Raw genomic sequence first — 14,941 nt, 5'->3', positions numbered from 1 at the left:
GTCTTACCTCTTTCTATTTCCAAGTCACTTGAGGAAGAACATTATCTACAATGATACGGTCCTTATGTTCCATTGCTTCCTGGAGGATTTCTTTAAGGACATTCTGCGTCAGCAGATGTGGCTCAAGACCAAGGTCGATCAGGTTTGTGTTCACTGCATTGTAGTAGTGGTCTTCATTTTCAACACGTGGGTTTTCTATTGATTTTACTGTTGCTTCAACGTTCAACTCTTCTGCTGCTTTTTTAGTCTTCTCAGCAAGTTCTTGAACAGAGAATGACTCTGTGAATTGGTTGAAGACACGGAATTCACCTTGTTCAGCCGGATTTTCCGCAGCAATTTCAACACAACGGACAGTGTCTTGTATATTCAGGAAGGCGCGAGTCTGGCCTCCTGAACCGTAAACGGTGATGTCATGACCAATTGCAGCCTGTACCAAGAACCGGTTTAGGGCTGTACCGAAAACGGCATCGTAGTCAAGACGGTTAGCTAAAGCTGGGTCTTTTTTTGTTTCTTCAGTGTTCAAACCATAGACGATGCCCTGGTTGAGATCAGTTGCACGGATACCCCAGATTTTACAGGCGAACATGATATTATGAGTATCATGAACTTTTGTAAGGTGATAGAAAGACCCAGGTTGTTTAGGGAACGGCAGGGTATCTTTTCTACCTTTATGTTCGATCTCTATGTACCCTTCCTCGATGTCTATGTTCGGCTGTCCATATTCACCCATCGTTCCGAGCTTTATGAGATGGCAATCAGGTTCGAATTCTTTGATTGCATAAAGTACGTTGAGATTACCCAGTACGTTATTTTGCTGAGTATAGACCGCATGCTCACGATCGATCATGGAATACGGTGCTGACCGTTGCTCGGCAAAATGCACAAATGCTTCTGGGCGCTCATTTTTAAAGACCAGAGTCAAGAAATCATAATGGTTAAGATCCCCTTCATACACTTTGATCTCTTTGCCGGTGAGTTCTTTCCATTTATCCACGCGCTCCTGGAGCGAAGCAATTGGTGTTACAGAGTTGGAATGCAGTTCATTATCGATTTTGCGTCTCACCAGATTGTCTACAATCGTCACATCATGGCCCTTCTCAGAAAGGTACAATGCTGTAGGCCACCCGCAGAATCCGTCTCCTCCTGCTACAATAATTCTCATTTAAAAATCCCTCGCTTCAAGTGTTATTTACAATACTCACAGTATACCACTAGTATACAACACTATTATAAAGATGTTTATGGCTTCGGACAAACTTTTAATGACTATTTGATGAAATGCTAAAAAGAAACCAGATCCTGATGGACCCGGTTCCTGATTAAACCGCTTCAGGTGTACGTTGCTGCTTTTTCTTCTTATAATACTGGAAGGCCACGAGTAGGATGAACAGCCCGATTGCTACTCCGTCCGTCATCAGACTGCTCTGTATGAACAACAGTGCAGTAGCGACCGCAACCACTCTCTCTACGATATTGTAACGGGTGAGCATATAGTTTTGGATGAATGACGCAAATGTCGCCATTCCTATCGCAGCGGTTAGGACAGCCCATGCCATTTCAAGTACCGTGGCATCTGTAATCAGCAGTATAGTAGGATTTATCGCAAACATAAACGGCAGAAGAAGTGCCGCAGAATCGTATTTGAAGCCCTGCACGCCTGTACGGATCGGACCGGCGTTCGCAATACCAGCCGTTGCATAGGCAGGCAGGTTTATTGGTGGTGTGTCATCTGCAAGCACACCATAGTACAGGACAAAGAGATGGGCCACAATGATCGGCAAGCCCAAATTGGTGAGCACTGGCGCAATCACTGCCGCAAGTACCACATAAGTCGCTGTAGTCGGCAAACCAAGCCCGAGAAGCAGACATGCAAACACTGTTAATATCAACGCAATATAAATTTGAGTGTTATCGGTGATCATGAAGGTCGGTAGTGAAGATTCAATGGTGTCTGAAAACTCAATGACGATACGTGTGAATTTAGTAGACAAACCGCTTGTCGTGATGACCCCAATCAGAATCCCTGCAGTTGCACACGCTACTATGATGCTCAGCGCATTCCTAGAAGCGGTGTCGAAACCTTCCAACAATTCCTTGGTTCCGTATTCCGACTTCACCTTGTCATGTTTCATCGACCTTTGGAAAATGCCAAATAGAAATGCCACAAGGATTCCACCCAATACCATGGTGAATATCGAGTCTCTCCATCGTATCGTCTGAGTGTTGAAGACTCTTGTTCCAAAAACATCATTCAACGCGACCAGTCCCTGGTTGAGGTATCCAACCAGATACTGCATCGCAAACGTGAGTGCAAGCAATATCGCCGCATAAAGTATCGTTCTTCCCAGACGTTCCTTGAAGCGATAGGTGAAGAGTGCTATGACGATCATCGCTATGATCGTATAGAATGCCGAAGCATTGACCGATGCGCGTTCAATAACGAGATAGTACAGCAGAATCAATATCGGCACTAGCATATAGCCTTGTTTCATAAGTAGTTTCCGTGCTGAGGACATTTCAGAACGTTCCATCCCAGAGATATTATGTTTACCCGCTTCAAAATGGACCATGAACAAAATGCCGACGTAAGCCAATATCGCAGGAATGAATGCACTTTTAATGATTTCATAATAAGGGATCCCCGTGAATTCCACCATGATGAAGGCCGCAGCTCCCATAACAGGCGGCAGGAATTGCCCGCTTGAAGAAGCTGCTACTTCAACACCACCAGCCACATGAGAGGGGAATCCCACCTTCTTCATCAAAGGTATTGTGAATGTGCCTGTAGTAACTGCGTTCGCTGTAGAACTCCCGGAGATACTCCCCATCATGCCACTCGCCACCACGCTGGCTTTAGCAGGCCCCCCCTTATATTTCCCAAAGCCCCTGATAGCCAGATCAATGAACATCTTACCCGCTCCAGTCGATTCAAGTATGGCACCGAACAGGATAAAGATGAAAACAAATTGCGCTGAGGCATAGATTGGCGTGCCGAATATACCATTGCTGCGATACACAATTTCATAGACAAATCGGGAAAAATCCCCTCGGTTGTGATAGAAATCCCCCGGCATGAATTGTCCTAAAAAGAAATAACCCATAAAAATGGCTGCTATTATGACCAGAGGCAACCCGACTACACGACGTGTGGCTTCAATGACTATGAGTACAAAAAGCGCGCCTACCAATAAATCCACTTCAGTGGGGCGAGCTGACATTATAGCTTCAGCCGTCTGCCGGTTGATGAGATATACTCCTATGCCTAAAGTCAAAACCGCAAGGCACAAATCGTACCAAGGTATTGTTTTCTGATTTAACCCTTTTTTTATCGGGAAGATCAAAAACGCAAGGATGACCCCCAATATAAGGTGGATGACCAAGAAAGTTCTGGACCCGATACCAGGCAGTCCAAACCCAGCTACATAGAGGTGGAAGAATGCCAGGGATAGGGCCACGAAACTGACTAATCGGCCCATCTTCTTCCCAAGTTCCCTGTCACTCCCTTCCAGTTCCTGGATCAATTTCTTCTGTTCTTTATCTTCCATCGATTTCACCTCTCTTAAAGAAGGCACGGGTGACATTGACCTCCAGATTTCTACCTTTGAATGGCGGTTCAGAAATGAGTATGTCATCCTCTCCTATCATAATATGATGAGGAAATACAGAGGATGGGCGTATTCTCAAAGCCCCACCATGGACAGGCCTGTTGATTTCACTGATGATGAACTTGCCATCTTTGAGTTCCATCACGTCCCCCTCATAGGGCATTCCGGCTCCAAATGATTCCGTGTGGCTTTCCATCGTATATATATCCGTACCGCGCACTTCAAAAATTTCCTTTACAGGCGAGCGTTCGACTGAATGTATGTATTCAACAGAGAAACGTTCCCCGTCATCAATTCGGGTGCTGTATAGAACCTCACCTGTTTCCATGTCAGAGATTGAAATATGAAAAGGCGTTGTTATATAAAGAATGACGAGTAGTGCTACTGTTGAAATTACGATAAGGGTGAAAAAGACATTGCGGCGACGCAATGTCTTTTTATCATTACTACTTACCATTCAATTACTGCTCATCATAATATTTTTTAGCACCTGGATGAAGATCGATCGGCATACCATCCTGTGCAGTGTCGAGCGTCACTTCTTCACCACGGACATGGGCATTGCTCAGATCATCGAGATTTTCAAAAAGTGCCTTCGTCATTTCATACATCTGTTCTTCTGGAATATCATTGGAGGCAATTACCATGGCCTGTACGGCTACCGTAGTCGCTGTACTGTCGAAGTTTTCATAAGCATCTTCAGGAATATCCTGTTGTGTATAATAGGAATATTCTTCTGTCAATGAATCAATTGCATCCTGATCGAAACTGACCAATTTCACATCTGCGCTGGCACTCAACTCCTGAATCGCACCAGTTGGAGTTCCGGCTGTAACGAATGCTGCATCGACATTGCCGTCTTGAAGATTCGTCGAGGCATCAGCGAAATCAAGATACTGTGCATCCAGATCGGATTCGCTCAAGCCATGGGCTTCAAGGACCTGTTTTGCGTTGGCTTCAGTTCCTGATCCGACGTCCCCAATCGCTACACGTTTACCTTCCAAATCCGATACAGATTCAATGCCTGAGTCAGCAATTGTAACTAACTGAATCGTTTCAGGATAAAGCGTGAGTACCCCACTGTAATTTTCAAGAGGCTCTTCAAACATGTTCGTTCCCTCTACTCCGTAGTATGCAATATCATTCTGGACAAGTGCAAGCTGTGCTTCACCGTTATTCAACTGCTCCGTATTGGAAACGGAAGCACCTGATGAAACACCAGTAGCTGATACATCTTCCAATTGGGAATCAATGATATCAGCCATCGCTACACCGATCGGGAAGTATACCCCTGCTTCTCCCCCAGTCAACACAGTGACATTTTCAACCTGTCCATCTCCTGAAGAATCGCCTTCATCTGAGCTGGAGTCCCCGCCTTCTCCGCCACAGGCAGCTAAGGCAAAAGATAGGGAAATCATCAATACAAGCAACCATGAAAATTTCTTCATAATCCCAATCCCCTTTGTATTTTTTATCTTACTTACTATATATTGTAACATAATAGCGTTTACATTGGCTTTATTTTTTAGAATATTCTATTTTATCAGCATAAAAAAAAGACCCCTCAGGAGCCTTTTATTTCGGAGTCGTCGTCCATACCTTGCTGTTTTTATGCCGTTTGGTATGTGCATAAATATTTTCGCCTGCATAATCTTCATTAGTATAGACGGTAATATCAAAGTACTTTCCATCTTCCGAGAACGGTTCTTCCAGATAGACGTCCTTCAAGTGTTCATATAAATGCTTCATTCCTTCCATCTTAAGACCCGGATACTCCCGTAGGACACGTTTCTGCAATCGTGCACCCGACCCGGCCACTTCCTGCACAACGATCACAAACGTCTCATCTTCTTTTATCACATCATCAAATATATTGGTCTGCCCAAAATCACGCATTACATGCACTCCTTTCCTATAGTTCAGTCCGCAGTTCCCAAAGTTCTTCGAAGAAATAATCATCTATGACGCGTTTCAGATAGTTCACACCAGAACTCCCTCCGGTGCCTTTCTTGAACCCGATGATCCTCTCGACAGTCTTCATATGCCTAAACCGCCATTGACTGTACAGGTCTTCTACATCAACCAGTTTTTCGAGCATTTCATACAGCTCAAAATAATCTTCAGTATTGAGGTATATCTGCTTGAAGGCCTCTTTGACGGAAGGGTCAGGTACATATTTCTCCATTACATCACGTTCGAGGACTTTCTTGTCTATATTGAAGCCTGCTCTGTCCACAGCACGTATAGCCTCATCATAGATGCTCGGTGTCATGATCTGTTTTTTTAATTTCGCATGGATGATGGGATCTTTTTCATAAATTTTTAATGCATGTGTCGTCTTGTAGCCGAGACTGAATTCCATCATGCGGTTTTGATAGGACTGGAATCCGGAGGCATTACCAAGGGCATCCCTGAATTTCAAGTAGTCGCTCGGCGTCATTGTTGAAAGTACATCCCATGCAGCAATGATCTGACGTTGTATATTCGTCACCCGCGCAAGTTTTTTGAATGATTCCCTGAAATTATCCGCCATGATATCTTTAATGGCTGAATTCATTTCATGGATGATGAGTTTCATCCACAATTCGGTCACTTGGTGAATGATGATGAACAATGTCTCGTCGTGCTCTTCACTCATAGTATCCTGAGCAAACAATATCTGCTCCAGGTTGAGATATTCGCTGTAAGTCATATCTTTTGTAAAATCAGTCTTCACTTCTTCTCCGTCCAGTGTATGATCCTGATAATCAGTCATTTAAATCCCCCTTATACTGCAGCGCAGCACGCACCGGTGAACCATCCGCCCCTTTAATCTTCAATGGCAATGCAACGAATTCATAATAGCCTGGAGCGATATCGTCCAGCACTGCATTTTCAAGAATCATGATGTCCCTCTCATGGAGTAGATGATGAATATCAAGGGTTTTAGAGTCAATCGCATCTACTGAAGTGACATCTGTCCCGAACAGTTTGATTCCTTGAGCAGCCATATATTCCACTGCCCTTTTTTCAAGCACAGGTATACTTTCCGGAAAAACTGTAGTGTCGGATTTTCTTTTAGTTTTTATAAGCAGTATATCCCCTCGGATATCAAACTGCCTGATTGCCTCAAGACCCAGTTCTTTGGAGTTCTCTATTTCTATTACCGTCGCCTCTCCGATATACCGGTTGATATCCAGCTGATCGACGGTATCGCCGTCTTCCTTGAAATGGAAAGGCGCATCAATATGAGTACCGATATGGGTGCTTGTTGTGATTTTACCGATATTCACGGAACCACTCTCCGCCTTGGTAACAGTACGTTCATAGCTAAAAGGCGTGTCTTCGGGCCAATGTGCGATATCCGCTTCAAGCATCTGGGTAATATCCATCCACATCAGGCAATCACTCCCCGCTTATTCTCAAACTTCTTGTATAGCCGTCCATCCATAATTTCCTTTAGTATCTTTATCGTATTATAGACATCTTCAAATGAGTTATAGAGTGCAACAGGTGCAATCCTAACGTAGCTTGGGGCTCTGAAATCGGGGATGACTCCTTTAGATTTCAATGCTGCATTGATACCTGCTGCATCAGGATGGCCAATGAGGATATGTCCCCCTCTTGCATCATGGTCTTTTGGAGTGACGATTTCAATTTCACCTTCTTCGAACACATCTTCAATCATTGCAATCATGAAATCCGTCAATTCGAGGGATTTTTCGCGGACGGATGCAATTCCTGCCTCTTCGAATATTTCAAGCGAGCCAAGAAGCGGGGCCATGGAGAAGATGTGTGGGGTTCCGACTTGGTATTGGCTGATATCCAAGGCAGGATCAAACTTATGGGACATATCAAACTGGGTTTCTTTATTGTTGCCGAACCATCCCCTCAAAGAAACTTTATGGGGATGATGCTTCTCATTCACATACAGCCCTGCAACAGAGCCGGGGCCGCCGTTCAAATGTTTGTATGTGCACCATACAGCAAAATCAACTCCCCATTCTTTCAAATCATGGGGTATCGCACCGATGGAATGGCATAGATCAAATCCAACAATGATGCCATTTTTCCGAGCGTGTTCTGTTATTCGTTCCATTTCCAGAATTTGACCGCTTCTATATAATACAGACGGTAGGATAACAAGCGCGATACTCTCATCCATCATATTTATGATGGTATCTGTTGATAACGTATGGCCATTCTCCGATGGCACCTCAACCATCCCGTTGGGATAACCTGAATCGTCCAGAATTGCCTGCACTGCATAGATATCAGAAGGAAAGTTCAATTCATCCACCAGAATTTTATGCCTTTCCTCTGTTGGTTTATAAAGCGTCCTTACCGTCTGATGGATGTTCATTGTAGTTGAATTCGTCGCCAGCACTTCGTGATGTTCGGCTCCGATGAGATCAGCCATCATTTCCCCAATACGTTCGCTCATATAGAACCATGGCCGCTCCCCTTCGGTCCATCCATCGATGCCATGGCGTTTCCAATCTTCCATGACCGAGAGCAGGCTTTCCTCAGCTGCCTTGCTCATCAGCCCTAGGGAGTTGCCGTCCATATAATAACTGCCTGAGCCGATGTAGAATTGTGATCTGAATTTCGCCAATGAATCATTTGAATCTTTACTGTGTGCTACTTTCAACCATTCTTCCATAATATGCCTCCTTATTATAAATGTAAGCCTTTTCTCCATTATACAGCGAAATCTCCACAATTAAAGTCTCATCCATGTCTGTTCTCCCCCTCTTTGTTATAATGACGTTACAGTAACGAACAAGAAGGAGAATTGTATATGCAGGATATTACAGGTAAGTATGCAGTCATTACCGGCGGCACACGCGGCATTGGCTTGGCAACGGCCCATGCTTTGGCCGAAGAAGGTGTAAACGTAGCAATAATCGGAAGGAACGCCGATACTCTGGCAGATGCCGCCGATTCGCTCAGAAAACATGGTGTACAGATTGTGGCCTTGAACGGAGATGTTTCAAGCAATGAGGATGTAACACGCATGTTGAACGAAGTGAAAGACGCATTCGCACGAATTGATATACTCATCAATAATGCCGGAATCATGAATCACATGCCATTCCTCGAGAGCTCGCAGGATGATTTAAGTGAAATGATGGGCGTCAACGTATACGGCATCTACAATATGATGCATAGCATCCTTCCAATGATGCAAGAACAGGGAATTGGAGACGTCATCAATATCTCTTCCATGTCTGGCCTGAAGGCCTCGCCAAACAGTTCACTCTATTCTGCTACTAAATATGCAGTCATAGGTATGACTGAAGGAGTGATGCAGGAAATGCGCAGACATAATATACGCGTTTCCTATTTGACCCCCTCAGCTGTCCTGACTGATCTAATAGGTGAGTCTAATTTGGAAGAAGAATCTATGACTCATCCAGAAGATATTGCAGACATCATCGTCAGCCAACTCAAACTGAATCCGAGAACTTTCATCAAAACAAGTCAAATGTGGGCGACTAATCCCATCCAAAAATAATGAATGATAAGGAGTGACGACATGGCAGGACCTGCCCTGAAGCAATTGCATGCACATAGAGCCATCCACGATGCAAGTCTAGGAGGTGCAGAGGATCACGTAGCCGATATGAAAATTATGCTGAATAAAATGGAACATAAGGAACTTGCTGAAGAAATGCAATCGTTCATCGAATTTGTTGAACAGCGTATATTGACACATGCCGACAGCGAAGAGGAAGAATCAGGGCTATATGAAGAAACTGTACGCAATAATCCCGGTATGCATGACAAGATCCAACATCTTACCCGGGATCACGATCTGATGCGGATCATGATCGATAAGATGAAGGAAGAGCTTGCCAAAGATGAAGTCGATTTCCAAAAGCTTGTAGATTACTCTGTTTCAATCGTCATTGTAGATGAAATCCATTCACGCGATGAAGAAGCATTCCTACTGGCCGAATAGTAAAAAGAAATGCCCAGCCGATTACGGCTGGGCATTTCTTATGCAGTCATCCTTTATTGACGAGCCATATTTCTTTTGCGTACTCTTCAAGCGTCCGGTCGGATGAAAATTTACCAGCGTTCGCCATATTGATGAATCCTTTCCTGTAAAACATCTTCGGGTCTTTAAAATCACTTTCTATCTGATCCTGCGCCTCACGATAGCTCGCAAAATCTTCCAGCACGAAGTACTGATCTTCATGAATGAGGCTGTCATATAAATCTTGGAACATACCAGTGTTATTATCATTGAAAGTGCCATCAACAAGAGACTCGACAACGTCTTTCAATCCCTCTGTCTTCTTAAGAGCCTTTTGGGGGTCATATTTACCACGTTTTTCTACAACTTCTTCAACTTCCATTCCAAAGATGTAATTGTTCTCTCGACCCGCTTCTTCTACGATTTCCACGTTCGCACCATCCATCGTACCGACTGTCACCGCTCCATTCAGCATGAATTTCATATTACCTGTTCCAGAAGCTTCCTTCCCTGCCAGGGAAATCTGTTCTGAGACATCGGCTGCTGGGAACAGTTTCTCCGCATAGGAGACACCATAGTTTTCCACGAACACGACCTTGATGATATTGTTGACCTCCGGATCTTTATTCACCCTATTTGCAAGCTCATTGATGAATTTGATGATTGATTTTGCAGCATAATAGCCGGGAGCCGCCTTCGCTCCAAAGATGAAGCTCCTCTTGGTCCAATCGGCATCAGGGTCTGCTTTGATGCGGTTATACAAGTCTGCTATATAGAATGCCATCATAAGCTGACGCTTATATTCGTGCAGTCGTTTTATCTGGATGTCGAAGATGGAATCGGGGTCGATATCGACTTCCTCGTGGAAGCGTATATAATCGGCAAGTTCCACTTTCTTTTCTTTCTTGATATCTATGAAGCGCTCCAATACTTCCTCTTCTTCAAATCTTCCTTCAATACCCTTCAACTTCATCAAATCAGTGATCCAATCTTTTGAACCAATCAGATCGGTGATCATTTCACTTAGTTGAGGATTCGATTGCAATAGCCATCTCCTTTGAGTGATGCCGTTAGTCTTATTGAGTATGCGGTCAGGAAAAATATCATGCCACGCTTTGATGACATCCGTTTTCAACAGTTCGGTGTGGATGGCAGCTACACCGTTGACAGCACTAGTTGCATAGATGGACATAAAAGCCATATGAATCGAGTTGTTTTGGATGATCAGGTATTTATGCCAATCTGACTCATCTACATTCCACTCTTTTAGTTCGCCGATCAGACGTGCATTGATTTGTTCAATATAAGGGTAGAGATTCGGCACTGCCGAGATGAACAAATCCTTTTCCCAAACTTCCAGTGCTTCTGCCAGTAGCGTATGGTTCGTATACGCCATCGATTTTTGCGTGATATCGAAAGCTTTTTCGAACTCCACACCTTCATTTTCAAGCAGTCGAATTAACTCAGGTATCGCCATGGCTGGATGGGTGTCGTTCAACTGTATGGAATGCATCTTGGAGAAATCATCATAATTCTTATGACCTTCCGCCTTATACTTCTCCATAAGATCCTGTAAAGAGGCAGATGTGAAGAAATACTGCTGCCTCAATCTGAGACGTTTACCTTCATATGTCGAGTCATTGGGGTAGAGGATACGCGAAATCGTTTCTGCTTCGTTCTGGGCACGGACAGATTCGATATACTTGCCCTCGTCGAATGCATTAAAATCGAATTTATTGATGGCTTCCGCTTTCCATAGACGTAGCGTATTGATTGTCTCCCCACCATACCCTACAATCGGCATATCATAAGGGACCGCTTCTACTTTGTCCTCTTCACTGAATTCAACAACCCTCGTGTCATTGCTGTTCTTTATAAGCCACGGATTGTCATGTTCAAGCCACGGATCCGCTTCCTCCACTTGAAAACCATTAACAAAGTTTTGCTTGAATATGCCATATTGGTAAAGGATTCCATAACCCGATAAAGGATAGTCAAGGGTTGCCCCTGAGTCGAGGAAACAAGCAGCCAGACGACCCAATCCTCCGTTTCCAAGACCTGCATCATCCTCAGCTTCCTCGAGGGCATTATAGTCGACTCCCATCTCTGCAAGTGTACGTTTGACCTCATCTTCCATACCTAAATTGACAAGATTATTACTGAGTGCGCGCCCCATCAGGAACTCTGCAGACAGGTAGTAGGCCTGTTTCTTCTTTTTGAATTTATTTTTTGATTCTATCCACCTTGGCACAAGCTGTTCCATGACTGCATTGCCAACCACGATGAACTGTTCTTTTTCATTCAATTCATAGAAGGATTGTCCATGGCTCTCATACGCTTGCCCTTCGATTCTTTCTTTAAGTTTTAATGATGTCATAGCGACCTCCCGTATCGTTCGTTTATATTTTTTAGATAGTCTTTATGTGCTTTGGTGAGCGACCCCGGTGTCAGACGCCATTCCCAATTGCCTCCAATTGTGGATGGGACATTAAACCGCGCAGCATCGCCCAAACCCAGAAGATCCTGCACAGGTATTATTGCAAGATTCGAACTGGATGCAAAAACACCTCGGATGCATCCGTTTACGTGCCCCTCTGCCTCAGTCAGGTTCAAATATGCTTGGACTTTATTGAAAGTATCACTATCCGCGCTGGCGAGCCATCCCTTTGTGGTCTGTGTATCATGGTTACCTGTATAGGCAATTGTGTGCCTTGTATAGTTATGAGGAAGATATTCCGATTCTTTGCCTCCGAAACCAAATTGAAGCACTTTCATTCCTGGATAGCCGGTCGAGGCAATAAGTTCATAGACTTCCTCGGTAAGGAATCCAAGATCTTCGGCCAGTATATCCTTCTCACCTAATTTTTCACGTATGGCTTCAAAGAGAGGCAGTCCAGGACCTTTCACCCATCTCCCATTTTCAGCTGTTTCGTCCTGGGCCGGCACTTCCCAATATGCTTCAAACCCTCTGAAATGATCAATCCGCACAGTGTCATATAATTCGAAACTTTCTTCGACACGTCTGATCCACCAATGGTAACCTTCTTCCTTCATCTTCTTCCAGTCGTAGATAGGGTTCCCCCACAGCTGTCCGGTATCACTCATCATATCGGGTGGTACTCCTGCCACCACACTTGGATGCAAGTTTTCATCAAGCTTATAGAGGTCTGGTCGTGACCATACATCGACACTATCTGCAGCCACATAAATAGGTATGTCCCCAATGATCTTTATACCTTTCCCATTGGCATACTCCTTAAGGTCATGCCAATGTTCAAAGAAGAGATATTGGGTGAATACCCAAAACATTATTTCCGCTTCATGCCTCCCATAGAAGTGCTGTAGCGTCTTCTCATCCCGTAGGCGGTAGTGTTCAGGCCATTCCGTCCAAGCTGCATTATCATGGGTCCGTTTGATCGCCATAAACAGAGCGAAATCCGGCAGCCAATCTGAATGGCGCTCCATCATGGATTCCAATTCACTTTTCACATCCGGATACGCACGTTGAAATGCTGTATCCAACAACGCCATTTTACCCTTATATAATTTTGCGTAATCGACTGTGTCGTCATCTTCACCCAGATCCGTCTTCGTGATTTCAGATTTCCTCAGCCAACCGGATTCAACGATCCTATCCAAGTCGATAAAATAAGGGTTGCCGGCAAAGGCGGAAAAACTTTGATAGGGCGAGTCCCCATAACTTGTAATGCCAAGCGGCAGTATCTGCCAGTACTGGGTTCTCGAAGCGCTGAGAAAATCTACAAATTGGTATGCATTTTCCCCAAAATCACCAATTCCGTATTTCCCGGGTAATGCAGATATATGAAGCAATATTCCACTGGAGCGCTCTTCCATATGCATCCTCCTTTTGTGCAAACGTTTGCAATTTCACTTAAGTATACCATATGCATTTACATTAAAATAACTTTATAATTGATGATGTTACCACACATTATAAGGAGGCTAAAACTTGAAGGATTATAAAACACTACTATTCGATTTGGACGATACACTATTGGACTTTGGTCACGCTGAACATACCGCTCTGAAGAAGGTTCTTGAATATCATGGGGTCACGAGCACCCCACGGCACTTTAGCGTGTACAAGGAAATAAACAGAAAGCATTGGGAGATGCTTGAAAAAGATCTGATCTCAAAAGAAGATGTCTTGAAGTTGCGCCACGAGCGTTTCTTCTCCACCCTTGGCTTTGAAGTCGATGGTCATGAAGTCGATAATCTGTATCGCAGCAATATCACCGAGTACGGCACCCGGCTGTTCGACGGAACCCTGGATCTCCTTCATAGTTTGTCACGTTATCATGATCTGTATATCATCACTAATGGCGTCAAGGAGACTCAGGAGGTCCGACTTTTCAAATCAGGTTTGCAGCCTTATTTTTTAAATGTTTTCATCAGTGAGGTGATCTGAACCCTACCAAGTTGACAGATGAAATAATATAAATGTTTCCCGCCTGAGAATGGAGATTCTCAGGCGTTTTTCTATGCCGCCAATGCCCTGAATTCCAGCGGACTCAATCCCTTGAATTTGTGTTGCGGTCTGTGGTGGTTGTAAAACTCAATATAGCGTGTAATGTCTTCTATAATTGTTTGATAATCCGCATAGTACTTCTGCTTGCGTCTGATGTGGAACCGTTCCGATTTGATTTTTCCCCAGAATGCTTCAATCGGGCCATTATCGATGCATCTTCCGACGCGGGACATGCTTTGTTGAATCTGCTGGGCATCCAGAATCTTTTTAAAGCCGTAGGAGGTGTACTGGAAGCCACGGTCACTGTGCACAAGCGGCGTTGCCTGCGGGTGCTTTTGAATCGCAGAAGTGAATGTATCAAAAACAAGCTGATTATTGTTTGAACGGCCGAATTTGTAGGCCACAATACTGTTGTCGTACAGATCGATGATCGCGCTCAAGTAGGCTTTCTCTCCGTTCAGCGCTTTGAATTCAGTCACATCGGTGAGCCATTTCTCATTCACATGGGCTGCGTGGAAATCTCTGTTCAATACGTTCTCAGCGACCTGTTGCGGTGTGTGGGGGACGTATTGTTTCTTTTTGATCCGGGTCACCGATTTCAAGCCCATCCGTGTCATCAGCCGATAGATGCGTTTCCTGTTATACCCCGTCCTCAAGGCTTTGTTGACCGCATGGCACATCTGACGATAGCCATAGATGCCGTCCGTTTCAACATAGATTTCGGCAATCGCACTGGCCACTGTGTCATTCTCTGCTTCAGCGTGTGGCACGGGGCGTTTCTGATATTGATAATACGCTTGTCTTGAGATGCCTGCCGTATGGCATAATTCAGAGATGGCATAGCCTTCATTATGCAACGTAGTGATGGCAGTGTGGAGCGTGTGA

At 44.4% G+C, this 14,941-nt stretch carries 14 protein-coding genes; 3 read left to right on the top strand and 11 right to left on the bottom strand.

Annotated elements, in window-relative coordinates; translation table 11 throughout:
- Nucleotides 1-13 precede the first annotated feature (13 nt).
- From ACZ43I_RS01325 to kynU, 8 genes are all read right to left on the bottom strand, one after another.
- Entirely contained in the window at nucleotides 14-1,162 is a 1,149-nt protein-coding gene (locus tag ACZ43I_RS01325; RefSeq protein WP_344703615.1) for an NAD-dependent epimerase/dehydratase family protein, read from the bottom strand.
- A 157-nt stretch (nucleotides 1,163-1,319) separates the two neighbouring features.
- Nucleotides 1,320-3,545, bottom strand: a complete 2,226-nt coding sequence (locus tag ACZ43I_RS01320; protein ID WP_344703613.1) for a TRAP transporter permease — start codon at nucleotides 3,543-3,545, stop codon at nucleotides 1,320-1,322.
- On the bottom strand, nucleotides 3,535-4,062 hold the full coding sequence (locus tag ACZ43I_RS01315) for a DUF1850 domain-containing protein (protein ID WP_344703611.1): 528 nt from the start codon (nucleotides 4,060-4,062) through the stop codon (nucleotides 3,535-3,537). Before ACZ43I_RS01315 ends, ACZ43I_RS01320 begins: the two co-directional genes overlap by 11 nt.
- A gap of 4 nt (nucleotides 4,063-4,066) precedes the next feature.
- Entirely contained in the window at nucleotides 4,067-5,053 is a 987-nt protein-coding gene (locus tag ACZ43I_RS01310; protein ID WP_344703609.1) for a TAXI family TRAP transporter solute-binding subunit, read from the bottom strand.
- 127 nt (nucleotides 5,054-5,180) lie between these two features.
- Entirely contained in the window at nucleotides 5,181-5,501 is a 321-nt protein-coding gene (locus ACZ43I_RS01305; RefSeq protein WP_344703607.1) for a hypothetical protein, read from the bottom strand.
- Between the two features lie 16 nt (nucleotides 5,502-5,517).
- On the bottom strand, nucleotides 5,518-6,360 hold the full coding sequence (locus ACZ43I_RS01300) for a tryptophan 2,3-dioxygenase (RefSeq protein ID WP_344703605.1): 843 nt from the start codon (nucleotides 6,358-6,360) through the stop codon (nucleotides 5,518-5,520).
- Nucleotides 6,353-6,982, bottom strand: coding sequence for an arylformamidase (gene kynB, locus ACZ43I_RS01295; protein ID WP_344703603.1), 630 nt, complete (start codon nucleotides 6,980-6,982; stop codon nucleotides 6,353-6,355). The genes ACZ43I_RS01300 and kynB overlap by 8 nt, the downstream gene beginning before the upstream one ends.
- On the bottom strand, nucleotides 6,982-8,247 hold the full coding sequence (gene kynU / locus ACZ43I_RS01290) for a kynureninase (RefSeq protein WP_344703599.1): 1,266 nt from the start codon (nucleotides 8,245-8,247) through the stop codon (nucleotides 6,982-6,984). Before kynU ends, kynB begins: the two co-directional genes overlap by 1 nt.
- A 138-nt stretch (nucleotides 8,248-8,385) precedes the next feature.
- Between kynU and ACZ43I_RS01285 the strand changes: the two genes are divergently transcribed.
- Both ACZ43I_RS01285 and ACZ43I_RS01280 read left to right on the top strand, forming a co-directional pair.
- Nucleotides 8,386-9,102, top strand: a complete 717-nt coding sequence (locus ACZ43I_RS01285; RefSeq protein WP_344703595.1) for an SDR family NAD(P)-dependent oxidoreductase — start codon at nucleotides 8,386-8,388, stop codon at nucleotides 9,100-9,102.
- 21 nt (nucleotides 9,103-9,123) lie between these two features.
- Nucleotides 9,124-9,549, top strand: a complete 426-nt coding sequence (locus ACZ43I_RS01280; protein WP_344703593.1) for a hypothetical protein — start codon at nucleotides 9,124-9,126, stop codon at nucleotides 9,547-9,549.
- A 46-nt stretch (nucleotides 9,550-9,595) separates the two neighbouring features.
- Here ACZ43I_RS01280 and ACZ43I_RS01275 read toward each other — a convergent pair whose 3' ends face one another.
- Both ACZ43I_RS01275 and malQ read right to left on the bottom strand, forming a co-directional pair.
- Nucleotides 9,596-11,944, bottom strand: coding sequence for a glycogen/starch/alpha-glucan phosphorylase (locus ACZ43I_RS01275; protein ID WP_344703591.1), 2,349 nt, complete (start codon nucleotides 11,942-11,944; stop codon nucleotides 9,596-9,598).
- Entirely contained in the window at nucleotides 11,941-13,422 is a 1,482-nt protein-coding gene (malQ, locus tag ACZ43I_RS01270; RefSeq protein ID WP_464761669.1) for a 4-alpha-glucanotransferase, read from the bottom strand. The genes ACZ43I_RS01275 and malQ overlap by 4 nt, the downstream gene beginning before the upstream one ends.
- 115 nt (nucleotides 13,423-13,537) lie before the next feature.
- Here malQ and ACZ43I_RS01265 point away from each other — a divergent pair, with 115 nt between their 5' ends.
- Nucleotides 13,538-13,996, top strand: a complete 459-nt coding sequence (locus tag ACZ43I_RS01265; RefSeq protein WP_344703587.1) for an HAD family hydrolase — start codon at nucleotides 13,538-13,540, stop codon at nucleotides 13,994-13,996.
- Nucleotides 13,997-14,067: 71 nt separating this feature from the next.
- Here ACZ43I_RS01265 and ACZ43I_RS01260 read toward each other — a convergent pair whose 3' ends face one another.
- On the bottom strand, nucleotides 14,068-14,913 hold the full coding sequence (locus ACZ43I_RS01260; protein ID WP_464761327.1) for an IS3 family transposase: 846 nt from the start codon (nucleotides 14,911-14,913) through the stop codon (nucleotides 14,068-14,070).
- Between the last annotated feature and the right edge of the window lie 28 nt (nucleotides 14,914-14,941).

This window comes from Salinicoccus jeotgali (assembly GCF_055379195.1).
Note: the sequence above shows the minus strand (reverse complement) of the source record. Positions and strands in the feature narration are given on the sequence as shown.

Excerpts from the sequence above, each read along its gene's own strand:
- ACZ43I_RS01305 (WP_344703607.1), bottom strand. The coding sequence starts at position 5,501 with ATGCGTGATTTTGGGCAGACCAATATATTTGATGATGTGATAAAAGAA.
- ACZ43I_RS01275 (WP_344703591.1), bottom strand. The coding sequence starts at position 11,944 with ATGACATCATTAAAACTTAAAGAAAGAATCGAAGGGCAAGCGTATGAG.
- malQ (WP_464761669.1), bottom strand. The coding sequence starts at position 13,422 with ATGGAAGAGCGCTCCAGTGGAATATTGCTTCATATATCTGCATTACCC.
- ACZ43I_RS01285 (WP_344703595.1), top strand. The coding sequence starts at position 8,386 with ATGCAGGATATTACAGGTAAGTATGCAGTCATTACCGGCGGCACACGC.
- ACZ43I_RS01300 (WP_344703605.1), bottom strand. The coding sequence starts at position 6,360 with ATGACTGATTATCAGGATCATACACTGGACGGAGAAGAAGTGAAGACT.
- ACZ43I_RS01320 (WP_344703613.1), bottom strand. The coding sequence starts at position 3,545 with ATGGAAGATAAAGAACAGAAGAAATTGATCCAGGAACTGGAAGGGAGT.
- ACZ43I_RS01310 (WP_344703609.1), bottom strand. The coding sequence starts at position 5,053 with ATGAAGAAATTTTCATGGTTGCTTGTATTGATGATTTCCCTATCTTTT.
- ACZ43I_RS01325 (WP_344703615.1), bottom strand. The coding sequence starts at position 1,162 with ATGAGAATTATTGTAGCAGGAGGAGACGGATTCTGCGGGTGGCCTACA.
- ACZ43I_RS01280 (WP_344703593.1), top strand. The coding sequence starts at position 9,124 with ATGGCAGGACCTGCCCTGAAGCAATTGCATGCACATAGAGCCATCCAC.
- kynB (WP_344703603.1), bottom strand. The coding sequence starts at position 6,982 with ATGTGGATGGATATTACCCAGATGCTTGAAGCGGATATCGCACATTGG.
- kynU (WP_344703599.1), bottom strand. The coding sequence starts at position 8,247 with ATGGAAGAATGGTTGAAAGTAGCACACAGTAAAGATTCAAATGATTCA.
- ACZ43I_RS01315 (WP_344703611.1), bottom strand. The coding sequence starts at position 4,062 with ATGGTAAGTAGTAATGATAAAAAGACATTGCGTCGCCGCAATGTCTTT.